Origin of the sequence: Oceanospirillum sp., assembly GCF_048265165.1 — a bacterium.
GTDB lineage: Bacteria > Pseudomonadota > Gammaproteobacteria > Pseudomonadales > Halomonadaceae > Oceanospirillum.
Genome location: NZ_JBLXCD010000011.1, coordinates 1 through 23,450 on the forward strand (window position 1 = coordinate 1; position 23,450 = coordinate 23,450).

Genomic DNA, 23,450 nt, shown 5'->3' on the forward strand with positions numbered 1-23,450 from the left:
TTCCAAGAAGCGGGGTTTTTTTATGCCTGGGATTTATGGTTGTAAGACGTACAAAAGGTTATCAAAGTTTAAAGAAGATAGTACAGAGTAATACACCGTATGAAAGCAGGCAGTCCAAGAACTGTCAGCGAAGATAGTTTTTGCTAATTTTGCGGAAGGAGTCAGTGTTACATTTATGCAGCCATTCAAAAGCAACCATCTCTTTAGTAACCAGCTGAATACCATTTTGTTGCATACGGATCAGGGCGGTGTTGTAATCAGACGCCTTGCGGGATGCTATTGCATCGGTAACAACATAAACGTCGTACCCTAGCTCTGAAAAGCCGAGGGCGGTCTGCAGAAGGCAGACATGACTTTCAGCCCCTATAAGAATTAACTGCTCTTTGTTCAGTTTATTAACAGACTCCACAATATGGAGTTCTTCCGCAGCAGAGAAATGTTCTTTTTCCAGAAACACCGCAGATGACAGGTAAGGTACTAGCTGGTCGCTGGTATGTCCCAGACCTTGCGGGTATTGCTCCGTTACAATGGTGGGGATGGCTAAATTATCAGCAACTTCAATCAGCCACTGGCTGTTGAGCATCAATTGTTCGGCATTATGCAGAGCAGGAAGCAACTTTTCCTGAATGTCGATGACTAATAGTGTTGAGTTGGTAGGGCTGATTAACATATAAAGCTCCGTAAAGAGTTTGTTGTTATGGTTGGAATGCGCTTCCTGCGCCCCCATTACTCAAGCATAACGGATAATAAGTAAACTAACAGGTAACTTTATGCAGCGTATAGCAGTATGGTTTTTTGCTTTCTTTATGGTTGTGGGTACAGGCCTGGATCATGCTGAGGCAAAACGTTTGGGTGGCGGTAAGACGTTTGGTTCTTTCTCGAAGAGTACAACAAAATCGACAGGCAGTAATAGCTACACTCAGCCATCCAAGACAAATGCAGCTACCTCTACAGGAGCCCGTAGCAGCAAAATGGGCTTTTTGGGGCCTCTAGCAGGTTTAGCGGCGGGTGGATTGTTAGCTTCAATGTTCTTTGGCGACGGGTTTGAAGGCTTTCAGATGTTCGATTTTATTCTGATTGCTCTGGTAGTGTTTATCATCTTCAAGCTAATGGCCCGTAAGCGACAAGCTTCCCCTGCTGGTGCATCTTCTGCAGGCTACCAGAAAGAGGCCTTTAAACAGCAGGAGCGTACTTTTGATACAAACCTGATGGGGGGCGGTGCTCAGGTTACACCTCAGGTTCCGGACTGGTTTAATGCTGAAAGCTTTGTGGAGCGAGCTAAAGGACACTTTGTTCATCTGCAACAGGCTTGGGACAGTAATGATTTGGCAGAGATTCAGGATTTCGTAACCCCTGAGCTGTATAATCTGCTCTCTGAGGAGCGTAAAGCACAAGCTGAGCCCCCGAATACTGAGGTAGTTAGCCTTGAAGCTCGCTTGGGTGGTGTCAGCCAGCAAGGGTCTTTGGCGGAAGCAAGTGTTGTGTTCTCTGGTCAAATCCGTGAGAACAGCTCTGTGCCAACGGAGTTCAGTGAGACCTGGCATTTGGTACGCGATATGCGCCAAGAAAATGCTAATTGGTATCTGCAGGGAATTCAGCAAAACTGATAATTTCTTTTTTGCACACCAATCAGAAAGGCCGCTCAAAGCGGCCTTTCTTTGTTTATTTATTCGTCATGGTCTCTTAGGAATACCCACTCGTTCCCCTTGCTTTGCTCTTCGCTGAAGTAATAACCGTCCACATCAAATGCTTTGATTTGCTCAGGTTCTGTCAGTTGCTTCGTAATGATATAGGCTGTCATTAGCCCCCGTGCCTTCTTCGCATAGAAGCTGATCATCTTGTATTGACCATTTTTCCAGTCTTTGAAAACCGGAGTGATAGTCTCTGCATGCAACTGTTGCGCTTTGACAGCTTTGAAGTATTCATTTGAGGCCAGGTTGATCAACACTGGGTTGGGGTCTTTAGAAAACTCGTTATTCAAAGCATCTGTTAATTGCGTACCCCAAAACTCATAAAGATTCTTGCCACTGTTATTGGCAAACTTGGTGCCCATCTCCAGGCGGTATGGCTGAATAAGATCCAGCGGCCTCAATAGCCCATAGAGGCCGGACAAGATTCTCAGATGGTTCTGTGCGAACTGAAAGTCTTTCTCTGAAAAGCACTCTGCATTTAATCCTGTGTAAACATCCCCTTTAAAGGCCAGGATAGCTTGCTTGGCATTAGCAGGTGTAAATGGAGACTCCCAGCTGCCGAATCGGGCTACATTTAGTGCAGCCAATTTGTCACTCAGCTTCATCAGACTGGCTACTTCTGCCTGAGAAAGGACTCTTAGTTGATCGATAAGCTGTTGGCTTTGCTCGAGATACTCTGGCTGGGAGTGAATATCAGTAACTGGAGCAGATTCAAAGTCCAGTGTTTTAGCAGGTGATATAACGAGTTTCATAGGTTCTACCTGAAGCCGGAATCATAGGGAAGTCAGCGGTTACACTAGCGGATGGGTGATTAAAAAACCAGAGCATGTTTTATGGGTGCTGCAAGTGGGCTTCATCGCACTGTAGTCAGGACTGACTCACTCTAAAACAGCATCAGTGTTGCGATCAAAAGTATAATGGGCTTCATTATCTCGGTACTGGTTTGCTGCTGCAGAACCCTGATTAATTCGCCGCATAGGCGTATTCCTTATGATCAGTTACCATCGGGAACTGATTTGATATAAGGGATCAACAATGTTTCAGCGTGTATTAAATATTTCTCCCTATGGGCTGCTGGTTCTGACAACACTCTTCTGGGCTGGTAACTTTGTACTGGGTCGTGCTGTGCACCTGGATGTGCCGCCATTAGGGCTGAGTTTCTGGCGCTGGTTGACAGCTTTAGTCATTATTCTGCCCTTTGCGATACCGCACTGGAAAGCCTCCCGACAGGTGATCCGGGAAAACTGGTTTATCCTTTTGGTGCTGTCGGTCTTCAGTGTTGGCTGTTTTAATACCATGATTTACCTTGGGTTGCAGACTGCACCCGCCAGTAACAGTATTCTGCTGCAGTCTGCCTGCCCGATTCTGATTCTGATCATCTCCTGGCTCTTCTTCCGCGAGAAAGTTACCTTGCTGCAAGGAGTCGGGATGTTAATCTCTCTCTTAGGGGTCGTGGTTGTTGTCACCGAAGGTAGTCCTTCCTCAATTGTGAACATGAGCTTTCTGAATGCCGGTACGGCCTGGATTCTTCTAGGGGTGCTTTGCTGGGCTATTTACTCCAGTTTGCTGCGTCTTCGCCCAGACGGCTTAAGCCCTTTTGGTTTTTTTGCGCTGACCGTCACGGTGGGGGTTGTGGTGTTGCTCCCGTTTTATCTGTATGAAACGCTTTCTGGCAGAGGGATGCCCTTTAACCTGGTCTCAGTGAGCAGTGTGTTATATCTCAGTATCTTTCCATCAATTCTGGCTTATTTGTTCTGGAATAAAGCGATTGCGGAACTAGGCCCGGCACGAGCCGGACAGTTTATTCATCTGGTGCCTGCATTTGGTATTATCATGGCGATCCTGTTTCTGGGGGAGCCTCTGCAGGGGTTCCATGTCAGCGGTTTTCTGCTGATTCTGGGAGGGATTTGGCTGGCAACTGTGATTGCCCGTGCAAGAGCCTGAAAACGAAAAATATGACGGACACAAAAAAGGGTGCTTAAGCGGCGCCCTTTTTTGTACTTTATAGCGACTTTTACTTCTTTGTAGGCTAACTGAAGCGGATCAGAATCACGCCACCAAATAACATCAGTACGCCCAATACACGCCAAAGATTGATATTGTGCTCCGGAAAGGTTGCCCAGCCAAAATGATCCAAAATTAGAGACATAATGAGCTGTCCCGCAACAAATAAGGCAATCATGGTGGCTGCCCCAAGCCGTGGAGCAAGGAACGCTGATGTGGCGACAAAAAGGGCTCCCATTAAACCTCCGGTCCAAGCCCACCAGGGAGCTTCTTTCAGGCCCGATACTTCAGGCCACTGTTGACGCGCAGCGATAACAACGATGAAAAGTGCCACAGTACCAACAACAAATGAGATTAGTGATGCCCATATAGCACCTGAGCTATGAAGTGCCAATGTACTGTTTACGCCTGATTGAACTGGCATAAAAGCACCGGCGGTCAATGCCAAAGCAATCCAGAAAGTAAGCAAAAGGCCTCCTGTATATCAGAGTGGGGGGTAGGTGATGGTTGTATCATACGGCCTAAAGAGGCGTTGGGTCTTAAGCATGGCAATGCTATCAATAAATATATCCGGATGCTTGCTGCATTTTAATCGGGCTGATGATAGGGCAGGCCATTAGCCTCTGAAATATAGCCCGCTATTCAGATTTGATAGTGTGGTGGTTTGTCCTTGCCAGAGAGCCATCGCTTATGTTTATGAGTGGCAAGAAAATAATGAGGTGTAACGGTTTTTTGCCATGGTGTGAGCATTTTACTCGTTTTGTATCGATAAACATATTTTGTAGCCTTGTTACTTAACAGCACAGTGTTAGAATGCCGGCTCGAAAATTGACTGCTCAGTTGAAAATAAACCAAAGTATTTTGTGGTTGCTTATGTCTGAACAAATTGGCGTTATAACCCGGCTGAAGTTTTTGCTGGCTGAGAAACTGTTTCACTCTTCAGTGCTGCGTCACTCAAGGCTGAGGCATCAATGGGTGATGCGGCTGTTTAAAGCATCGGCCAACGAGGGCCACCTTAAGGCTCTTTCCGTTTATGGCCACCTTCTTTATTTCCGTGGTATCTCCCCGTTAGATAAAGGACGGGGTGTTAACTACCTGCTGGACGCTGCCCGGCAGGGAGATGTGAAGGCCCAATACCAGATGGGCTGTATCTATGAGAAAGGCTATGGCCATCTGCAAAGAAGCTCTGAGCAGGCTGTTCGCTGGTTTGTCCGGGCTGCCGAGCAAGGCCACCCCTTGGCTTGTCGTCGTATGGCAAAGGCTTGCACTGAAGGTGAATTAGGCTTAGCTATTAACCCTGATCAGTCTGAATACTGGGAGAGAAAGACCCGGCATAGCCTAGAAAAGGCAAATGGCATGAACCTCTCTTTGAATCTATAATCTGCCTATTGGCACACGGCTTGCTATCTATATGTAATTCAGATGCCGTGTGCGAAGTGCACAGCGGACGTGTACTGGTTGTCCAAGTGGTTGGGTCCGCAAACTGGGACGAGTGAATTTTGACAACAAACGATAAGCAGAATCAGATGCCATATATTATTGACGTTGAAGCTTCAGGGTTCGGTCGGGGAAGTTACCCGATTGAAGTGGGTTTTGCTCGCCCTGATGGCAGCGTATTCTCATGCCTGATCCGCCCTGAGCCCGAGTGGGAGCATTGGGATGACAGTGCCGAGCTCGTTCATGGTATTCCAAGGGCTAAACTGCTGGAAGACGGGCAGTCGGCACGTGAAGTTGCCGAGAAACTCAACGATGAATTACGTGGTGAAGTGGTTTATACCGACAGCTGGGGTTTTGACAGCACCTGGTTGTCGTTACTTTTTTACCATGCTGGTTTGTCACAGTTGTTTCGGTTGGAAACACTGAGCAAGCTATTAACCGAGAAGCAAACCACTATTTGGGGGCAGGTTAAGCAGCAGGTTGCACTAGATTTGAACATTGATCGCCACAGAGCAGGCCCGGATGCCCGAATGTTGCAGCGCACTTTTGAATTAACTGCAATGGCCTGAAACTTCAGCCCTTTTTTTAATTTTGTTCTTTATTCGGTCATTTTACTGAGGTTATTATGTGGCAGGGTTCGGTAAAGGCAGTTTGTTGGAGCGTGCGTTGTAGTGCTAAAAAAAGGGCCTGATAAATCAAGCCCTTAGATACTTTTGCTTATTCGGCATCTTTCAGGATATTACTGCGGATAAAGCGAATACCAAAATATGAAATTACCAGGCAGCCACCAACAACGGCCAGGCCAGCGAATACTGCAGCGTCAAAATACATAATAGAACCTCGTTATCGTTTTAATTTCAGACGGCAATTTAATATTTTTGTTACCAGAAAGCATCTTTTAGCAGAGGATTGCTTAGAATTATTTAGAATAAGGCTTAATGCATGATTTCTGTTTTGAGTTTTCATCCTGCTTGAGCATAATAGCGGTTAGTTTTTAGTTACTGGTAGGCGACATGCAGAAAAAACAACCGAAGAAACCTTTCAGTGTTCACTGGAAGGTGCGCCTCACACGGAAAGGCCATAAACAGTTTCTGGCGCGGACGCTAAGTCTTTCTGCTAAGCACCTGCATATCGAGAGTGAATATAATCTGAAGGCAGGTGAGAAAGTAAAAGCTGAAGTGTTGGCTTTGCATGAGGGTGTTAAAAAAGTTTTAGTTGTTGTTGGCTCGGTACGCAGCTCAGTTTTGCTTTCAAGTGGCTACTCTTATGGGCTGGATGTGAAGATTGAGGCGACCAGTGAGGCGGATCAGGCGTTTATTGACGACTATATCAGAGCGCGTGAGAGCTTGATTGGTGCCCATTAATATATAGCAAGGCAGCTCTGCTGCCTTTTTCGTTTGCTGCTGAGCTCCCGTTTAGGGGATCAGATCCGCTATACCAAAGGTCTCATCCATCCATTGGCCAACAACATTGTAGCCGCAGAGATGATGGGCGTATTGGGTGTGAAGGCAGCGAACGGTATCCCGGTTGGCGATACCACCGACCCCTTTTTCTTTCAGCAGCTTAACGAAGCCTGCCTGTTCAGCAAATACCTGTTCTTCAGGTGACATATAATGCCACCGCTGGTCAATATAGTCCTGATGGCTGGCATGATACTGAGCCAGAAACTCAGGATCTTCGATTAGTCGCTCCTCCAATGCTTTAATTTCACCTCGGGCCTCAATATGGCTGATTTCCTTTTTCAGCAGCTCTGATGTCATCCAATAAAGTGTTGGGAATGGTTTTTTGTCTACGATGGAGTGCATGCGAACGACCAGCGGCGTGCCTAGGCTATCGGTGGCACTTATTGCCTGAATGCCCCGGGGCGCCCGACCTATCTGCTGCTCAATCTTGTCAATTAATGCTGGGGTTGGTGCTATATCTGTTTTCTGGTACATCTATCTGTTTATCCACTCAGTCTTTACTGCGTTTGGAGGTCGCTTTCCAGTATAATAGCTGGCAAATTTGAACCAAAAAGAACTCTCTTGACTCAAAGTTATCTGGTTATAACCCAGAGACGATTTATTTTGACTCAGAAAATATAGGAAAGCGAATAATGAAGAACTTGTTGCGTGCCTGTACGCTGGTCGCTGCGTTTATTACTTCCGGTACAGCCACCGCCGCCGCAACGGATTATGCCATAGGGACTGATCTGATTCGCTGGTTTGATCCGGTGCAGGATGGCGGCATGGCCAGCCTGACATTCCAGAAAGCCCTAGGCCGTGAGGATGCTCTGTTTGTGGACCTGGCTAAGAAAGACGACCGATATCTGGTAGGCGTGGATTATAAAGTCTATAACCAGCGTTACTACTACGGCTCTTTTATGCAGGTTGGGGCACTGCTGGATATTGATAACAGTACCCGCCTCTACATCGAAGGGGCTATGGGGTATGAGTTTACACCATCCACAAACTGGGTTGTTTCCGGTGATGTACAGATGCTATATGGCCCACGGAATCCATCGACAGGTAAAGAAGAGCCTTGGTTTGTGCCTCGCTTGCGTGTGATGTATGCCTTCTGATTCTCTCTATCAGATATGAAAAACTCCCGTCGAGAATTCCTTTTAAGGTGATAGCTGGTAGTTGTACACCTGTCACCGGGAGTGACGACGGGGTTTAATCTGCTTTGCCTATACTGGCCCACTTGCCATTTGTCAGGGCCAGAAGGTCGTCCGGTTTGAGTGCGATTTCAAGGCCACGTTTACCGGCACTGACATGCATAACCTCAAGCGTTTGAGCACTGGCGTCGATAAAGGTCGGCAGGCGCTTTTTTTGTCCTAGCGGGCTGATACCGCCCACCACATAGCCGGAGGTTTTCTCCGCCAGTGCCGGCTCCGCCATCTCCATCTTCTTGCAACCGACGGCTTTCGCCAAGGCTTTAAGGTCCAGAGTGCCGGATACAGGTACTACGGCGATAGCCAGTTTGCCGTCGTTACTTTTCGCCATCAGGGTTTTAAAAACCAGATCTTCTGATAAACCCAGTGCAGTGGCCGCTTCGCCTCCGAAAGACTCTGCACCCGCATCGTGAGTGTATTCTTTTATTTCGTACTGAATACCGGCTTTTTTCGCCTGACGGATCCCCGGGGTCATAACTGAATTCCTGATAATGTTTTTGGCCAAGAGTTAATTAAGCTTGCTGCAGCTGTTCCAGCTCCTGGCGGTGGTGAGCTGTTAAAGGCTGGCTTTTTTTATCAGCAAAGCTGTAATGCACCATAGTTGCGATGCCCTTAGAGCCCATTTTTCCATCCTGCCAAGCTTCCTGACAGACCTGAAATGAGGAGTTACCAATATGACCAGCATAGGTCTTAATGGTGACGTCCCGGCCATAGAAAAGTTCTCCGGTGTATTCCACTTCGATTTTAGCCAGAATCAGTTGCCACTTTTGCGGATCAAGGTCCGGAGTAAAGATATGGAACAGGTCATTGCGAGCCTGTTCAAACCAGATCGGAAGCTTGGTGTTATTAATATGACCCAGAGCATCGGTATCACAAAATGCAGGTTTAATGACTTGTGTGTACATAGGTATCCTTATTTATTGTTTTCATCATCGTTGACCGGTCAGTAGGCCCATAACGCGTCTGAGGCATTACGACTCAATGGGGGCTTTGCTGATCAGTAGCTGCCTTAGTCTGTCCATGTAAGGTGGCGCTATAGCCAGATAAACAGTTGCCAGTCCCAATGAGAGTAATGTCCCCCACAGAAGGCCAAGGGATGGGTAGAACCAGGCAACCCCTGTAGCATAGACCATCAGGGAGCCTAATCCTGTTGGGTAGTGCTTGATCACTGTCAGTGCCTTGCCGGGGCCGTAGGTCCGATGCATTAGGATCAAAAATGGAAACATGGAGATCGGGAATGCGGCCAAAATACCGGCTGTGGAAGAAGGTACCAGATGCGCCGCTCCGGTAATCAGCACCACGATCAGCGCAGCTGTAACAGCTCGGAACAGCAGTACTGAGACTGACATTGTAACCCGCTTTGTGACCTGGGTTTCCGGGATATGCCGGTAGAGCCAAAGGCAAGCCAGAATCGCCAGCGTTGGCAGACAGGCGGCGGTGATCAGATTCAGTTGCAGTTGATCTATAGCCAGACCTGAAATCAGAAAGAGCGCAATACCGGATGTACCCGCCAGAGCGATAGCTATCCAGCTCCCGGTTTCCTGTTGCTGTTGTTCCTGGGCCGTTGTCAGGCGGTTCAGACCGAAAAGATAGCCCGTGGTTAACATCAGGGTGCTGGCAAAACCTGCAAGGGTGTACACCGCGCCCTCAGCCGCAAACTCAGGGCTGATCTCATAGCCGATAAAGAAAAGCGCGATGGCAGTACCCAGTGGATAACCGGAAAGTAAACCCGCAATACGCGGGTTTACATGTTCTGCGATCAGCGACAGACTAATAACGGTGGCGATGGAAACCGCTATTTTAATCAGAAGCAAGGTCGTCATTAGCGCAGCAACACCACTTTACCGATGGCAGTTCCCGCCTCAACCTTGTCATGGGCTTTGGCAACTTCTTCAAAGCTGAACATATCTTCATCCAGCAGGGGCTTAATATAGCCATCTCCGACCAGGCTGCTCATAGCGTCCACTACTTCTGCCTGAGCATCAAAGTCTACGCCATGAACCAGAGGTGTCGCGATAAAGACAACATGCAGCGTCAGGTTCTTACCGTGCAGGGGAGACAGGTCATGGGTTGAACGAGCAGCAATCGTGACTACCGTGCCACTGACTTTTGCCGCCTGGAAGGAGCGATCCATGTTGTCAGCACCTACGGTATCAAACACCACGTCAAAGCCTTTGCCATCCGTGCAGCGGGTCACATACTTTTCCACGGATTCATCGCGGTAGAAGATCACTTCATCGGCACCCAGGCTCCGTGCGATCTCTGCTTTTTCCGGCGTTGATACGGTGGCATAAACTTTCGCACCGGCCCACTTTGCAATCTGAATTGCAACATGGCCTACGCCACCTGTGCCTGCGTGAATCAGCACCTTATCCTGCGGTTGAATCTGAGCGCGCTCTACCAGAGCCTTCCAGGCGGTAATAAAAACCACCGGCAGAGCGGCAGCTTCTGCAAAAGCGATATTATCCGGTTTTTTCGCAATTAATCTGGCATCTGCCAGCATATAGTCCGCCAGAGCTCCCTGGTAACGCTTGATACCGCCAGCAAAACCAAAGACTTCATCACCCACTTTAAAGCGGTCTACGCCTTCTCCCACCTCAGTGACAATACCGGAAACATCGCCATGTAGAATCGCAGGGAACTCGGGGTTTGCCGGAACCGCACCAGCTCGTATCTTGGTATCCAAAGGATTCACACTGCTTGCAGCGACCTTAATGATGACATGCCCCGGTTCAAGGGTGGGTGCAGGCATTTCGGTGGATTCAAATACATTAGAGTTTCCGTACTGACGGATTACCATCGCTTGCATAGTTAGGCCTCGAGGTGGTTATTTTTATGTTGCAGAAAGTCGTCTTTCAACGCGGGTTTATTCTGGCTTTTATGCTGAATGCTTTCAATAAAACAAAATGATCAGACTGATGAATCTTGATCATCTCTCTTTTGTTGCTGAAACATGCTAAATGTCAGTTGAATAGAAGAATTTTGAGCGATGAATTCATTGATAGATTACATTTTGCAACTGGAATGTCACAGACTGTTAGTTGATGCTAGCCAGTTAATAAGGTGTAATACAGTTACAACTAAAAAAAATAATATTAACTTTTTATTAACCCCTTAGTCTGAAAATAAAAAAAGCAAGGACTGTTTATTCTTCCCCTAATTCAAGAGGGCAGCTCTAATGGAAGTAGTTTTTCGCCGTTTTCAGATCCAGCATCGTATATGGTTTATATTATTGCTGACTTTTACTTGTATGGCTTTACTGATCTTTTTTACCTTAAGGCAGGAACGCGAGAGCTTTAATGAATTAAAGGTTACTGAGTTGCGTCACTTGACTCAATCTGTAACGCATATGTTTGACAGTCTTAATCTAAAAGTTAAAGCGGGGGAGATGACCCTTGCTGAAGCGCAGAAGTTAGCACAGGATCAGATTCGTGAAACCCGCTTTGGAAGTAATGATTACTTCTGGATCATGGATATCAGAGGTACTTATCTGATGCATCCGGTTAATGCTTCCCTGGAGGGGGCTAAAGCTGAAGAGGTCAAAGATATTAACGGTAAGTACTTTATGTCCCACTGGCCTAGCGAACTAGCCAGCAAAGGGCAGAGTTTTGCAGAGTATCAATGGACTCGCGCAGATAACAAAAAAGCTGTCCCTAAAATCAGTTATACCCTAGCTTATAAGCCCTGGAATTGGGCCGTAGCGACAGGGATTTATGTTGATGATATTGAGGAGGCCTTTTGGGCACGTACCAACTCAGTGATTGTTGTATCTATATTGATAATAGGTTCAATTGCAATTATTGCTCTCTTCATAGCCAGAAGTATTACTCATCCTTTGACCGCAGCAGCAAACGCAATGAAGGATATTAGCCATGGTGACGGTGACCTGACTGCTCGTCTTAAAGTGGAGGGAAATGATGAGGTTTCGCAACTGACTCATTACTTTAATAGCTTTGTAGAGCGTATCCATCAGGTTGTCATTCAGACCGGTAAATCCTCAGAGGCGGTGTCGGCAGCAGCAGAGGAACTATCTTCCATTACCAATGAGAGTAGTACAACGATTATCCAGCAAGCAAAAGAGACGGATCAAGTGGCCACCGCTATCGAAGAGATGTCGACAACGGTTCATGAGGTGGCTCAGAATGCAGGTCAAGCAGCAGGTGTTGCTAGTAGCGCGGACCATGACGCGATTCAAGGTAAACAGCAAGTTGAGAGTACTATTCAGGCGATCCATGACCTGTCTCGACAAGTGCAAGCCTCTGCAGAGGTGGTTCGTAGTCTGCGCTCCGATAGTGAAAATATTGGTGGCGTACTGGATGTTATCCGCAACGTGGCAGAGCAGACGAATCTTCTGGCATTAAATGCTGCAATTGAAGCAGCTCGCGCCGGTGAACATGGCCGTGGCTTTGCCGTTGTGGCAGATGAGGTACGGACGTTAGCTCAGCGAACCCAAGAAAGCACGGATGAGATTCAAGGGATTATTGAGCAGCTGCAGGGTGCGGCTTTAAAGGCGGTTGAGGCTATGGATGAAAGCCTTAAATACACCGAATCAACAGAGGCTACTGCAAAAGAAGCGGGAGGTTCACTTGACCGTATTTTCTCTGCTGTGGAGTCTATTCGGGATATGAACGATATGATTGCCAGTGCGGCAGAAGAGCAGTCTTTAGTCGCTGAAGAGATTAATCGTAGTGTCGTTAATATTGTAAACATATCACAGACAACCTCTGAATCGACTGATCAGGTTAATCGGGCCAGTGAAGAGCTGGCAAAGCAGGCGGACAGCTTGCACAGTCTGGTGAGACAGTTCCGAGTCTGACTGAGCGCAATAAATGCTCAGAAAGTGGAGTCGCTATTAGCGACTCCGCTTTTTTTTGTTTAACAGTTGTTACATACTGAAATACTAAGTAACATTAATAAATTGATTTGAGAAGGGTTATGTCGTCGTATGACGGCATAACAAAAAATCAAGCGTACGTTAGGTTGGTATCCTGAAACTAAAAAAGCAATAACAGGGTGTACACAGCCACTTCGCTTCTATGCAAGATCTGAGGAATTTTTAATGGAAACAACCCTACGTCGTATCCCGATACAGCTGCGCATTTGGCTGTTGCTGATTTTGGCCTTCGCCTCTATCAGTATCCTTTTGTTCGTCTCTCTCCAGTACTCCCGTGATGGTTATACTGAGCAGAAGACAGGTGAGCTTCGTAATCTGAATGAATCTATCATCAGTATGCTGGATGGGCTGAATTCACAGGTTCAGTCCGGGGCATTAAGCTTGGCTGAAGCGCAAAGTCAGGCCATGAAATTAATTGGGCCAATACGCTTTGGTCAGAATGATTATTTCTGGATTCAGGATTTGCAGGGCATCACACTGATGCATGTCAGCGACAAGCTGATCGGCAAAGATCTTAAAACCATTAAAGATGTACATGGTAAGTATTTCTTTAGTGGTATGGATCGTGCCTTGGCAGATTCCGGTGATTTTATCACAGAGTACAGTTGGAACCGTGCTGATTCAGATAAACCTGTACCTAAAATTTCCTACGTTCTGGCTTATAAACCCTGGGGTTGGGCTATTGGTACCGGTGCATACATTGATGATATTGATGCGCAGTTTAATCGCCAGATGGTTTCGGTGTTGTCCGTTGCTGTTGTGATTATCGGTATTATGGTCGTCGTTGCTAGCTTGATCGCACGGAGTATTACCCACCCATTGAAAATGACGGTGGCGGCGATGCAGGACATCGGTCAGGGAGAAGGTGATCTGACTTCCCGTTTGCGTGTTCGGGGCAATGATGAGATTACTCAGCTGACGTTCCATTTCAATACCTTTGTGGAACGGATTCATCAGGTCATTATTCAGGCGAGTCAGTCTTCAGAGGCGGTATCGGCTGCCGCAGAAGAGTTGTCTTCGATTACCCGGGAAAGCAGTCGTACCATTACGCAGCAGGCTAAAGAAACCGATCAGGTTGCGACAGCAATTCATGAAATGTCCACTACAGTGCATGAGGTTGCACAGAATGCCGGTGAAGCGGCTGCTGCTGCAAATCGTGCGGATGAGCAAGCCCGACAGGGTAAGGCTCAGGTGGAAGATGCGATCCGGGCGATTCATGATCTGAATGGGCAGGTGAAAAACTCCGCAGATGTGATTCAGACACTGCGTTCCGACAGTGAAAACATAGGCGGCGTATTAGATGTTATCCGCAACGTAGCGGAACAAACGAATCTTCTGGCATTGAATGCAGCCATTGAGGCCGCCCGTGCCGGAGAGCATGGTCGGGGGTTTGCTGTCGTGGCCGATGAAGTACGGACACTGGCTCAGCGAACGCAGCAAAGTACAGATGAGATTCAGGGCATGATCGAGCAGTTGCAAAGTGCAGCAATGAAAGCCGTAACGGTGATCGATGAGAGTCTGAAATATACTGAAGCGACTGAAGCGACTGCAACAGAAGCGGGTGGTTCACTGGACACTATTCTGGCAGCGGTTGAATCTATCCGGGATATGAACGATATGATTGCCAGCGCCGCAGAAGAGCAATCATTGGTAGCTGAAGAGATTAATCGCAATGTGGTGAACATTGTTGACCTGTCTCAGACCACATCGGAATCTACCGATCAGGTTAATATCGCCAGTGACGAATTGGCGGGACAGGCAGATACATTGCACAACCTTGTTCGTCAGTTTAAGGTCTGATAATAGTTTTACTAAGCTTAATAAATAGCGAAATAAGCTGTAAAAAAGGCCGCTGAGGTTATTCCTCCGCGGCCTTTTTCATTGTGACAGTGTCAGGTTGAACACTGCTTTTAGTCTTTTGAAGTCAGTGCAATCAGACCGCTGGCGCATACCAATGTAAGCACTAAACCTGTAATGCCTAACCATTGCCAGTGACTCCAGAAATAGCCTCCCACCGAACCGATCAGGCTTGAGCCGGCATAATAAAACAGCAGATACAGAGCTGATGCCTGAGCCTTGTACTTATGGCTGGCCTGCCCAACCCAGCTACTGACAATAGAGTGAGCGCCAAAGAAACCAAAAGTGAAGATGCCCATGGAGGCAATGATAACCCAGAGTCCATCCAGCATCGTGAGCAAGAGTCCCACCAACATCAGTAGCATACAGGTCAGCAGAATCGGACGAGGGCCAAACTTATCTGCTTTAGCCCCCATCCAGGTGGAGCTGAACGTACCCAGCAGGTAGATAACAAACAGCCAGCCGATCGCTGCTTCAGTCAACTGATACGGCTCTTCTTGTAAGCGAAAGCTGACATAGTTATACAGTGTCACCAGCCCTCCCATCAGCAAAAAGCCATGCAGAAAGCGTCCCAGTTGAGGCCAGTGCCGAAGATGATGAGCAAAGCCTTTTGCCATTACTTTTAATGAGAGACTCTGCGGTGAGAAGTGCTTCGATATAGGTAGGGCAAAGGCAAAAATCAGGCTGCAGGTCAGGCTGATAACAGCCAATACCTGTAGAGCTAAGTGCCAGTCATAGAGCTCTGTCAGTGATCCGGTGATGATACGGCCGGACATGCCGCCGACGGTTGTTCCGCTGACATAGAGCCCCATGGCGAGCCCTCGACACTCTTGGCTGAACTCCTCATTCACATAGGTCATTGCAATGGATGCCAAACCCGCTAGTGCAAAGCCCTGCAGACCTCGAATAATCAGCAGCAAACTGTAGTGCTGAACAACGGTAACCACAAAGCCCAGCACTGAAGCCAGCAGCAAAGCCGTCACCATTACGCTTTTTCGCCCGAGCCTGTCGGAAAGGCCTGGCGTAAACAGCAGGGCCAGCGCCAAGGAAGCTGTTGCGACAGAAAGGCTTAGACTGGCAGCCGTCGGAGAAATATTAAACTCACGGGCGAGCAGAGGGAGCAGCGGCTGGGTGCTGTACAGGTTAGCAAAGGTGACGAAGGCACCTGAAAATAGCGCAAGGCTTGCTTTCCAGAAGTCAGGTTGATCGCGCTGGATAGCAGTTTCAGTGGCTTGAGACATAGATAACTCCACCGGCACTAACTGATTTCTACCATAAAGGCCGGAGTAAAATACATGGCATATACAAACAACCTCAGATGCTGTTTTATCCCGTAAAATGATCAGGGTTGGGATATGTATCTGAGCTTGTGATTTTTACTGGGGCAACCGAATTTGATTTTGACTTTTGCAAGGAGGCTGCCTCTGATATAGGCAGTTTTTATTATTGTTGAAGGTGCTTTTCAGATAGAAGCTAAGGTACCTCTGCGAGGAGCAAAGCTCCAGTACCTGATCAGGAAATGAGTGATCAGATACCGGAAAATATCTTTTAGCTGTATAGACGACAAGAGTTATTCTGTTATCAGATTATTCAGTACGGAATTGTCGCGCCATACGCTGCAGATCCTGGCTGAGAGAATCCAGAATCCGGCTGGCCTCCGCCCGCTCTTCACTGGCCTGTGTTGCTTCGTCCAAGGTTTGCTGCAGTGAGCTGCTCTGCTGTTGTAGTGCCCGAACCTGACCGGTTTGTTGTTCGGATGAGTCAGCGATTGAGGCGATCTGCTCCCGGGTTTTCAGAGCACACTGGCTGATATTCTGCAGTGTCTGATGTGTTTTACCTGCCAGCTGCAGTGTTTCATCAGACTGATGCTGCAGGAGTTTCATATCAGAGCAGGCCTGCTGAACCTCATCGCTGATATCCCGAATGATAGATACGATCTGCTCGGTCATCTGGTGAGTCCGGCTGGCCAGGTGACGCACCTCATCTGCTACGACGGCGAATCCACGGCCGTGCTCTCCGGCACGGGCGGCTTCAATTGCTGCGTTTAGTGCCAGTAAGCTGGTCTGGTCAGCAATACCCTGAATATCATCAGTGATTTCAGAAATATTATCAGTGCGCTCACTTAGCCCCATCACACGCTGGGAGCAGCTGTTGAGTTGCGCCGACAGGTTTTTCAGGGCTGAGTGTGTTTGCTCAATATCATCCTGACCGGCCAGGGCCGAGCCTTCTGTGTCCTGGCTGACCTGGCTTGCTTGCCGTGCGTTATGGTCGATGGCTGCAATCTGGTCCACCAACTCACTGATCGCCTGATTAATCGTGTGAACACTCACCTGCTGTTGCTGAGCATTCGCCACACTTTGCTGGGCATTTGTTGCCAGCTGGCCGCTGGCAGATGCCAGACTGTCAGTGCTATTTACCAGCTGTTGAATCAGTTTCTGCAACTTGAGCATAAACTGATTGAAGCTACGGGCTATCAGGCTTAGTTCCTGGCCACCCTGCTCCGGCAGGCGTGCCGTCAGGTCACCATCTCCCGATGAAATATCCGTTAGGCGGCGGTTTAGCTGTAGCAGGATACGGCGTACATTCCGGCTGATGAGAATCGCCAACAGTAATCCAATAACCGCTGCAGCAGCACTGGCCGTGATCAGACCGGAGCGGGTCTTTTGGGTTAGAGTTTTTACTGTTTCGCTGGTGTCACTCAGGAGGGTCAGAATACTTTGGTTGAGTTCAGATGCGGCTATAGAAATTGCTGCACTGATATTATCCAGGTCTACCTGAATCTTTTGGCGCTTTTGAGTTAATTGGCGACTTTCATTAATAATAAGCCCGATGCCATCCAGGGAACGCTCCAGCTGATTGATACGATAGTTCAGTTTATCGCTTAACCCTGGTTGATTTAACTGTTGCTGAAAAGCACGGGCTTCCCCCAGATAAAACTCAGCCTCTGCCAGAAGGCTGTCATCCCGTTGAGTCAAATATTGGTGCAGGAAGATACGGGCTTGCTGGAAGTTTGCCTGTAGCTCGCTGACCAGAACTGTTAGCTCTCCCTGGTTACTGTCATTAGCCAGAATCACTAGCTTTTTGATAGCGCGGTCTGTGCCCCGGGAGGCTGATTCCAGGTTTTCCCGTAGGCTCTGCTGCTGGCCCATAAAGCCTACCAACTGGTCTCGGAACAGATCAGAGTACTGTTGGTTCAACTGCTGTACCTGGGTGAGCACCTGCTGCTGCTGAGCTGAACTCATGTAGGGGGACAGTTTTTCCAGGTCAGCGCTGAATGCCTGTTCCCGGGTAGCAAATTCATCCAGCATCATTGGTTGAGGGTTCTGCTGGTAATTAAGCACCAGAATCCGCTGTTGGGACAGGTATTCACTGATCGCCTGTGCCTGTTCTGTCATAGGCGCAATTTGCGTCGTGGCCGCAGCTACGTCACGGTCGATCTGTTTCAGAGAAAACAGAGCAATAGCGCTTACTGTAGCGAGCAGGAATAAAATAGTAATTGGGGAGATCAATACGCGACTGGTAATCGATAATTGATTAAATCTTAGCGTCCGCATAAGGCATGCCGTCTAGGATGTAGGGTTGACGAAGGTCGTAGAAAAGAAGGTGGATAATAGTACCTATAAACTTTTCTAAAACTGTAATAATTTGTAATTTATAGTGCTTTTTAGTGGGTTAAATCAGGAAAAACAGTATTTTTATGATGAAAATGGAGCCGTTCAGGAGTTTGAGCTGATATCGGTTTTTCCATTTCTCAAGCCTATTCTGGCCAAGGTAATCGGTTATACTTTGCAAAACTCTGCAGGCAGATCCTTCTTTCTGCTGCCGAGTAGTTTTATTTATTTTTACTGTTGGCTTACTCCTTATTATTGGAGTTTTCCCCGTTACTTTGACAGTGGCTACCCCACAGGGAATATTTGTATGCCTCATATCGTGATATCTGACAGGTGCTCTCAAACAGGTTTTGCGTTTTTATCTTCCATTTCCGCCGGGGTGCTGCGATTGCAAATACTCGGTATGGTGCTGCTTGTTGCTTTGGCTTCGGGCGCTTATGCGAATACTTCGAAAGATATATATGCCGGTTTGCCACTGGAGGTGACTCATATCGGTGAAGTCAGTTATGACGATGGCAATACGGTCGGTATACGCTTTTCAGTGCCGTTGGATGGCAGTAAGCCGTTTCAGTCCTATGTTCAGGTTGCTAGTCGCCATTCCAACTGGGTGCTTTCGGACGACGGGCTCTTTCTCTATTTGCTGAATCCGGAGCCTGAGAGTAAATATGAGGTCCAGGTTTCTGAAGGTCTGCAGGCGGCGAATGGCGAAACACTGACAAAACCAAGCTCCGAAACCGTGACCCTGAGTCCGGCCCCTAAAATTGTGCGTTTCTTAAGTGAAGGGCATTACCTGCCTTTGAACGGTTCCGGTGGTCTGCCGGTACAGAGCCAGAATGTACCTCAGGCCAATGTCAGTTTCTTCCGGATAAAAAATGAAGAAGAAGCTTTGCGTACCTTGCTGCGCTGGAAACGAAACAGTGCCACTGAAGGCTACTATCGCCTGAGTGATATTAATGAGCTGCTGGACCTGATTTATGAAGCCCGCTTTGAGTTGAATGCTGAAGCTAATAAGCTGAAAACTGTAAATCTGCCGGTGCAGAATATTCCGGCATTAAAAGAGCCCGGTGTTTATCTGGCGGTGATGCGGGATCCGACCCGTTTTGAAAACACGCTTTCTGTGAACTGGTTTAGTGTGACCGATCTGGGTGTGCATGTTCGTCGCTACCGGGATGCAATGGATGTATACGTACATCGCCTGTCCGACGCTAAACCCGTGGTGGGTGCTAAAGTTGAATTGTTGACCTATAACGGGGAGAACAACCGCTGGTACACCACAACGGGTATGGGTAAGACCCATATCCCGTACCAAGTTGAGCCTTACCGTCAGAAAGCGCTGATGGTGACGGAAGGTGACTCTATTACCCTGATGCCGTTGAATCACCCCCCGCTGGACCTGTCTCGTATGGGAACTGGTTCCCGACAATACCTGCAGCGTGAACTCTTTATTTATTCCCCCCGTGACCTGTATCGCGGTGGTGATACGGTGACCCTTAACGCTCTGCTGCGCGATGAGGATGGTCAGCGTCTGCCGGATACAAAGCTTATGCTGACATTGGTGCGCCCGGACGGCCAGAAAGTGAAAAATCTGAGTTGGGATAGCACGGGCAACGGCTTCTACACCTTTGACTACCCGCTGGCAGCTGATGCTAAAACCGGTAGCTGGCAGGTGCAGGTAAAAGGCCCGGAAAATCAGGTTTGGCGCTACAGCTTTAAGGTTGAGGACTTTATGCCGGAGCGGCTGAAAATTAGCTGGAACCCGGATAACCAACCACTGGCTCAGATGGCGACACAGCCTCTGAGCGTTAAGGTGCTGGGGGAGTATCTGTACGGTGCCCCGGCCGCGAATAACCGTTTTGATGCTGAGTTTAAGATCTCGCCGTCGGTACATCCGATTGCCGCCTTCCCGGATTTTTTCTTTGGTCAGCCAAAAAACCGTGACTGGAATCAGGCTTTCTCCCGTACTAATCAGCAGCTGAATGCTGAGGGTGTGCTGGTGCTGAATGAGCAACCGACTTGGAAGGAAACCAAAATTCCGCTGCAGGCACAGATCACCGGCAGTCTGTTTGAGAGCGGTGGTCGTCCCGTTGTGCGTCGTTATACCCAGCACCTGTTACCCGCAGACCAGCTTGTGGGTATCCGGCCACTGTTTGATGACAAGGTGCCCAGTAACAGTCTGGCGGAATTTGAGCTGATCTATACCAATATTGACGGTGAGCTGCTCGCCAAAAAGGACCTGACGGTAAAAGTGGTCAATCAGACCCGAAAAACTTACTGGCGCTTTAGTGATAGCCGGGGCTGGTATGCGACCCATACCGATCAGGATATCACTGAGCTGACCCTGCCGGTTTCCTTTGCTGCCGGAGAGATGACGAAGGTTCAGGTACCGGTGAACTGGGGGCAATATCGCCTTGAAGTGACGGATAACAGCACAGGACTGGTCACAAAACTGCCCTTTGAGACGGATTACTGGTGGGGCGATCAGCCGCAAAATACCTCCTTTCCGGATCAGGTTGCACTGACGCTGGATAAACCGGCCTATAACGCGGGTGATAAGGTTCAGTTGACGCTGACACCGCCTTCAGCGGGTGAAACTCTGATTCTGGTGGAAAGTGATCGTCTGCTTTGGTCGAAACGGATAACAACGCCAAAAGAAGGCGCTGTTGTTGCGATTCCGATTGATCCTGAGTGGAACCGGCACGATATCTACATTACCGCCCTGCATCTGCAGCCGAGTGATAAAAACGGTCGTATCACGCCAACCCGCGCAATCGGCCTCGCTCACCTGCCTCTGGATCGAACGGATCGTACATTACAGGTAAGCACCGAACTGCCGGAGAAATGGCTGCCGAATCAGACAGTGGAAGCTCGCCTGAAAATCTCTGACAGCACAGGGCAACCGGTCAAGAAGGCTTGGGTAACACTGGCCGCCGTGGATGTGGGCATTCTTTCCATCACCCGGTTTGAGACACCGCAGCCGGCAGACTTCTTCTTTGCCAAGCGTAGCTATCAGGTGAAACATCATGATATGTATGCGGATCTGATTGAGCTGAACGATGACAAGAGCGCGGGTATTGCCTTTGGTGGTGATGGTGGTCTGACCCGAGGCGGTGATCTGGCACGCTCTGAAGTACAGATCGTTTCCCTCTATTCCGGTCGGGTCGATGTGGTCAACGGTGAAGCGGTTATTCCGCTTGATCTGCCGGATTTCAACGGACGTCTGCGTCTGATGGCAGTGGCGTTTGATGACAACCGCTTCGGCCATCTGGAAGAGGAGATCATTGTCGCAGCGCCTCTGGTTACCCAGCTGTCTCTGCCGAGATTTATTGCTGCCGGTGATGAGTCTCTGGTGGCTCTGGATGTCACAAACCTAAGTGGTGAGCCGCAGGAAATTCAGGTACAGATGCGGGTCACGGGTCCGGCAAAATTTGCAGCCCCTTCGGCTCTGACACAAACACTGACCCTGGCTGATAAAGAGAAGCGCACCCTGAACTATCCTTTCACGGCAGATGGTCGCAGTGGCCGGATTGAGTTCAACGCGAAGGTTACCGGAATTGACGAGTACCCGGTGGATCGCCGCTGGGGGCTGATCAGTCGTCAACCGTATCCGGTAACAACATATACTAAGCGTGGCTCTTTGGCTCCGGGTAAGAGTATGGTTCTGGAGTCCCATGAATTTGCTGCAGATCCATCCACGATCAATCCGGAAACCCTAAAAATAGCGGTTGGTGTTGATAATAGGGTTCCTTTGGATGTGCATACTCATCTGAATAGTCTGCTGCATTATCCTTATGGCTGTCTGGAACAGACGGTGAGTAGTACTTATCCGTGGCTGTATAGCCTGGATAGTGAGCTTGAGGCCATCGGTGGTGCTCAGTATTCTCCGGCCTACCGGCAGTCTGCTTTGGAAGCAGGGTTGGAACGTCTGGCTAAAAAGCAGAAGAGCAACGGTGGCTTTGGTATGTGGTCAGCCACCGATGAGTATGAGCAGCACTGGCTGACTGCCTATGCGGGGCACTTTATGACTGATTCCGTTAATGCCGGTATTAGCGTTGATTCCGCCATGATGGAGCGTACCCTGAAGCGCCTGCAGGACTACGCCCGGGGACGGGGCAATATGCGCGAGCGTTGGTCGCCGGAGCCGGATCAGTATCGTTTCTCCTATAAGGCTTATGCACACTATGTATTGGCCCGGAATAACCGTGCAACCCTGGCGGATATACGAAAACTGGCTAAGGATGTCGATAGTGAGACGCCATCTCTGAGTATTATTCAGCTGGCGGCAGCAGCAAAACTTCAGGGTGACCGGGAGCTGGCGAACACACTTATCGCTCGTACCACAGATCAGGATCTGATGACATCAGATGGCGGCTGGCGTTATATCGGGCACTATGGCTCTCTGATTCGTGATAAGGCGCAGCAGGCTCGTCTGCTGGTTGAGCATGATATGGATGATGGCCGGGTTCAGAACCTGACCCGCTCGGTGAGCGGTAAACTGAGAGAGCGTCGTTACCTGAGCACTCAGGAACAGATCTCTGTACTGCAGTTATCGCAGGCGCTGAACGCTGTGGGCGGTAAGCCATGGCAGGCAGAAGTGCGTTTGGGCAGTAAGCGTTCCCGTTACACTTACGATAAAGGTTTTTACCAGAGCGCTGTGGGCGAAGACCTGATGAAAGGGGCGAAAATTACCAATCTGAGTGAGTCGACGCTGTATGTGGATTTTGCGGTTCAAAATACGCCAGAAACAGCTCCTGAGGCTTTCAGCCAAGGTGATGTAAGCCTTACCAGACGTTTTATGGATGTCTCTGGAAACCCTCTGACTATTCGTGATGGTAAGATTCAGCTGCAGACCGGTGACCAGGTTCTGGTCAGCCTCTATGTTCGCAGCGATACCTTCCGCCCGGATCTGCTGCTGGTTGATCTGCTACCTGCCGGCCTTGAGCTGGAAAACCAGAATCTGGGTGATAGTCTGAAGCTTAGTGAGATTAATGTGGAAGGCAAATCGCTGGACCTGTGGATGAAACAGGCTGATATCCGTCATCAGGAGTATCGCGATGATCGTTTTGTGACAGCCCTCGCTGCGGGTAAGGATTCTCGCTGGGGTGAATATAAAGATACCCGTATCTTCTATCTGGCGCGGGCGGTAACACCGGGTACTTACCGGATTCCGAACTCTCTGGTGGAGGATATGTATGATCCGGAAGTGCGTGCGATCAGTGACTCCCCGGGTCTTCTGATGATATCGCAACCCGGTGTGTCTTCTCAGAACGATTAACGGTCATACAAATGCTTAAAGGTCATGAGTA

At 48.7% G+C, this 23,450-nt stretch carries 19 protein-coding genes; 9 read left to right on the top strand and 10 right to left on the bottom strand.

Annotated elements, in window-relative coordinates; genetic code table 11:
• Positions 1-124: 124 nt before the first annotated feature.
• The gene (locus ACN0R8_RS15450; protein WP_417598981.1) at positions 125-670 is read right to left on the bottom strand and encodes a hydrolase; all 546 of its coding nucleotides are present in this window, start codon (positions 668-670) and stop codon (positions 125-127) included.
• 100 nt (positions 671-770) lie between these two features.
• Between ACN0R8_RS15450 and ACN0R8_RS15455 the strand changes: the two genes are divergently transcribed.
• The gene (locus ACN0R8_RS15455) at positions 771-1,607 is read left to right on the top strand and encodes a Tim44 domain-containing protein (RefSeq protein ID WP_417598983.1); all 837 of its coding nucleotides are present in this window, start codon (positions 771-773) and stop codon (positions 1,605-1,607) included.
• A 59-nt stretch (positions 1,608-1,666) separates the two neighbouring features.
• On the opposite strand, the gene yaaA is transcribed toward ACN0R8_RS15455, so the two are convergent.
• Entirely contained in the window at positions 1,667-2,443 is a 777-nt protein-coding gene (gene yaaA, locus ACN0R8_RS15460; protein ID WP_417598985.1) for a peroxide stress protein YaaA, read from the bottom strand.
• 283 nt (positions 2,444-2,726) lie between these two features.
• On the opposite strand from yaaA, the gene ACN0R8_RS15465 reads away from it, so the two are divergent.
• Positions 2,727-3,635, top strand: coding sequence for a DMT family transporter (locus ACN0R8_RS15465; RefSeq protein WP_417598987.1), 909 nt, complete (start codon positions 2,727-2,729; stop codon positions 3,633-3,635).
• An 85-nt stretch (positions 3,636-3,720) separates the two neighbouring features.
• On the opposite strand, the gene ACN0R8_RS15470 is transcribed toward ACN0R8_RS15465, so the two are convergent.
• Positions 3,721-4,164: a DMT family transporter gene (locus tag ACN0R8_RS15470; RefSeq protein ID WP_417598989.1), complete on the bottom strand. Its 444-nt coding sequence runs from the start codon at positions 4,162-4,164 to the stop codon at positions 3,721-3,723.
• Positions 4,165-4,568: 404 nt separating this feature from the next.
• Here ACN0R8_RS15470 and ACN0R8_RS15475 point away from each other — a divergent pair, with 404 nt between their 5' ends.
• The 3 genes from ACN0R8_RS15475 to ACN0R8_RS15485 all read left to right on the top strand — a co-directional run bounded on the left by ACN0R8_RS15475 (position 4,569) and on the right by ACN0R8_RS15485 (position 6,496).
• Complete coding sequence (locus ACN0R8_RS15475) at positions 4,569-5,075, top strand: tetratricopeptide repeat protein (protein ID WP_417598991.1); 507 nt, start codon at positions 4,569-4,571, stop codon at positions 5,073-5,075.
• A gap of 146 nt (positions 5,076-5,221) precedes the next feature.
• A complete protein-coding gene (locus tag ACN0R8_RS15480) occupies positions 5,222-5,701 on the top strand; it encodes a hypothetical protein (protein WP_417598993.1) in 480 nt (159 codons plus the stop codon).
• Between the two features lie 444 nt (positions 5,702-6,145).
• Positions 6,146-6,496 (top strand): hypothetical protein, encoded by a 351-nt coding sequence (locus tag ACN0R8_RS15485; RefSeq protein WP_417598995.1) that lies wholly within the window; start codon positions 6,146-6,148, stop codon positions 6,494-6,496.
• 51 nt (positions 6,497-6,547) lie between these two features.
• Here the strand turns inward: ACN0R8_RS15485 and ACN0R8_RS15490 are convergent, their stop codons facing one another.
• Entirely contained in the window at positions 6,548-7,069 is a 522-nt protein-coding gene (locus tag ACN0R8_RS15490; RefSeq protein WP_417598997.1) for a DUF501 domain-containing protein, read from the bottom strand.
• A 158-nt stretch (positions 7,070-7,227) separates the two neighbouring features.
• On the opposite strand from ACN0R8_RS15490, the gene ACN0R8_RS15495 reads away from it, so the two are divergent.
• Positions 7,228-7,692: a hypothetical protein gene (locus tag ACN0R8_RS15495; RefSeq protein ID WP_077243308.1), complete on the top strand. Its 465-nt coding sequence runs from the start codon at positions 7,228-7,230 to the stop codon at positions 7,690-7,692.
• Positions 7,693-7,786: 94 nt separating this feature from the next.
• Here the strand turns inward: ACN0R8_RS15495 and ybaK are convergent, their stop codons facing one another.
• The 4 genes from ybaK to ACN0R8_RS15515 form a co-directional block, all read right to left on the bottom strand.
• Entirely contained in the window at positions 7,787-8,260 is a 474-nt protein-coding gene (ybaK, locus tag ACN0R8_RS15500) for a Cys-tRNA(Pro) deacylase (RefSeq protein ID WP_417598999.1), read from the bottom strand.
• A gap of 37 nt (positions 8,261-8,297) precedes the next feature.
• Positions 8,298-8,690 carry an acyl-CoA thioesterase gene (locus tag ACN0R8_RS15505; RefSeq protein WP_417599001.1) on the bottom strand — a complete coding sequence of 131 codons (393 nt, stop codon included), beginning with the start codon at positions 8,688-8,690 and terminating at the stop codon, positions 8,298-8,300.
• A gap of 66 nt (positions 8,691-8,756) precedes the next feature.
• Positions 8,757-9,608, bottom strand: a complete 852-nt coding sequence (locus ACN0R8_RS15510) for a hypothetical protein (protein WP_417599003.1) — start codon at positions 9,606-9,608, stop codon at positions 8,757-8,759.
• Complete coding sequence (locus ACN0R8_RS15515; RefSeq protein ID WP_417599005.1) at positions 9,608-10,594, bottom strand: zinc-dependent alcohol dehydrogenase family protein; 987 nt, start codon at positions 10,592-10,594, stop codon at positions 9,608-9,610. The genes ACN0R8_RS15510 and ACN0R8_RS15515 overlap by 1 nt, the downstream gene beginning before the upstream one ends.
• Before the next feature lie 423 nt (positions 10,595-11,017).
• On the opposite strand from ACN0R8_RS15515, the gene ACN0R8_RS15520 reads away from it, so the two are divergent.
• Together ACN0R8_RS15520 and ACN0R8_RS15525 are read left to right on the top strand one after the other, a co-directional pair.
• Positions 11,018-12,601 carry a methyl-accepting chemotaxis protein gene (locus ACN0R8_RS15520; RefSeq protein WP_417599007.1) on the top strand — a complete coding sequence of 528 codons (1,584 nt, stop codon included), beginning with the start codon at positions 11,018-11,020 and terminating at the stop codon, positions 12,599-12,601.
• A 243-nt stretch (positions 12,602-12,844) separates the two neighbouring features.
• Complete coding sequence (locus ACN0R8_RS15525) at positions 12,845-14,479, top strand: methyl-accepting chemotaxis protein (protein WP_417599009.1); 1,635 nt, start codon at positions 12,845-12,847, stop codon at positions 14,477-14,479.
• Positions 14,480-14,589: 110 nt separating this feature from the next.
• Here ACN0R8_RS15525 and ACN0R8_RS15530 read toward each other — a convergent pair whose 3' ends face one another.
• Positions 14,590-15,777, bottom strand: coding sequence for an MFS transporter (locus ACN0R8_RS15530; protein ID WP_417599011.1), 1,188 nt, complete (start codon positions 15,775-15,777; stop codon positions 14,590-14,592).
• A 345-nt stretch (positions 15,778-16,122) separates the two neighbouring features.
• Positions 16,123-18,090, bottom strand: coding sequence for a methyl-accepting chemotaxis protein (locus ACN0R8_RS15535; protein ID WP_417599013.1), 1,968 nt, complete (start codon positions 18,088-18,090; stop codon positions 16,123-16,125).
• 445 nt (positions 18,091-18,535) lie between these two features.
• Between ACN0R8_RS15535 and ACN0R8_RS15540 the strand changes: the two genes are divergently transcribed.
• Entirely contained in the window at positions 18,536-23,419 is a 4,884-nt protein-coding gene (locus ACN0R8_RS15540) for an MG2 domain-containing protein (protein ID WP_417599015.1), read from the top strand.
• Positions 23,420-23,450 lie beyond the last annotated feature (31 nt).

What these genes read in the sequence shown, in the direction of transcription:
- ACN0R8_RS15450 (WP_417598981.1), bottom strand. Translation starts at nt 670, where the DNA reads ATGTTAATCAGCCCTACCAACTCAACACTATTAGTCATCGACATTCAG.
- ACN0R8_RS15455 (WP_417598983.1), top strand. Translation starts at nt 771, where the DNA reads ATGCAGCGTATAGCAGTATGGTTTTTTGCTTTCTTTATGGTTGTGGGT.
- yaaA (WP_417598985.1), bottom strand. Translation starts at nt 2,443, where the DNA reads ATGAAACTCGTTATATCACCTGCTAAAACACTGGACTTTGAATCTGCT.
- ACN0R8_RS15465 (WP_417598987.1), top strand. Translation starts at nt 2,727, where the DNA reads ATGTTTCAGCGTGTATTAAATATTTCTCCCTATGGGCTGCTGGTTCTG.
- ACN0R8_RS15475 (WP_417598991.1), top strand. Translation starts at nt 4,569, where the DNA reads ATGTCTGAACAAATTGGCGTTATAACCCGGCTGAAGTTTTTGCTGGCT.
- ACN0R8_RS15480 (WP_417598993.1), top strand. Translation starts at nt 5,222, where the DNA reads ATGCCATATATTATTGACGTTGAAGCTTCAGGGTTCGGTCGGGGAAGT.
- ACN0R8_RS15485 (WP_417598995.1), top strand. Translation starts at nt 6,146, where the DNA reads ATGCAGAAAAAACAACCGAAGAAACCTTTCAGTGTTCACTGGAAGGTG.
- ACN0R8_RS15490 (WP_417598997.1), bottom strand. Translation starts at nt 7,069, where the DNA reads ATGTACCAGAAAACAGATATAGCACCAACCCCAGCATTAATTGACAAG.
- ACN0R8_RS15495 (WP_077243308.1), top strand. Translation starts at nt 7,228, where the DNA reads ATGAAGAACTTGTTGCGTGCCTGTACGCTGGTCGCTGCGTTTATTACT.
- ybaK (WP_417598999.1), bottom strand. Translation starts at nt 8,260, where the DNA reads ATGACCCCGGGGATCCGTCAGGCGAAAAAAGCCGGTATTCAGTACGAA.
- ACN0R8_RS15505 (WP_417599001.1), bottom strand. Translation starts at nt 8,690, where the DNA reads ATGTACACACAAGTCATTAAACCTGCATTTTGTGATACCGATGCTCTG.
- ACN0R8_RS15510 (WP_417599003.1), bottom strand. Translation starts at nt 9,608, where the DNA reads ATGACGACCTTGCTTCTGATTAAAATAGCGGTTTCCATCGCCACCGTT.
- ACN0R8_RS15515 (WP_417599005.1), bottom strand. Translation starts at nt 10,594, where the DNA reads ATGCAAGCGATGGTAATCCGTCAGTACGGAAACTCTAATGTATTTGAA.
- ACN0R8_RS15525 (WP_417599009.1), top strand. Translation starts at nt 12,845, where the DNA reads ATGGAAACAACCCTACGTCGTATCCCGATACAGCTGCGCATTTGGCTG.
- ACN0R8_RS15530 (WP_417599011.1), bottom strand. Translation starts at nt 15,777, where the DNA reads ATGTCTCAAGCCACTGAAACTGCTATCCAGCGCGATCAACCTGACTTC.
- ACN0R8_RS15535 (WP_417599013.1), bottom strand. Translation starts at nt 18,090, where the DNA reads ATGCGGACGCTAAGATTTAATCAATTATCGATTACCAGTCGCGTATTG.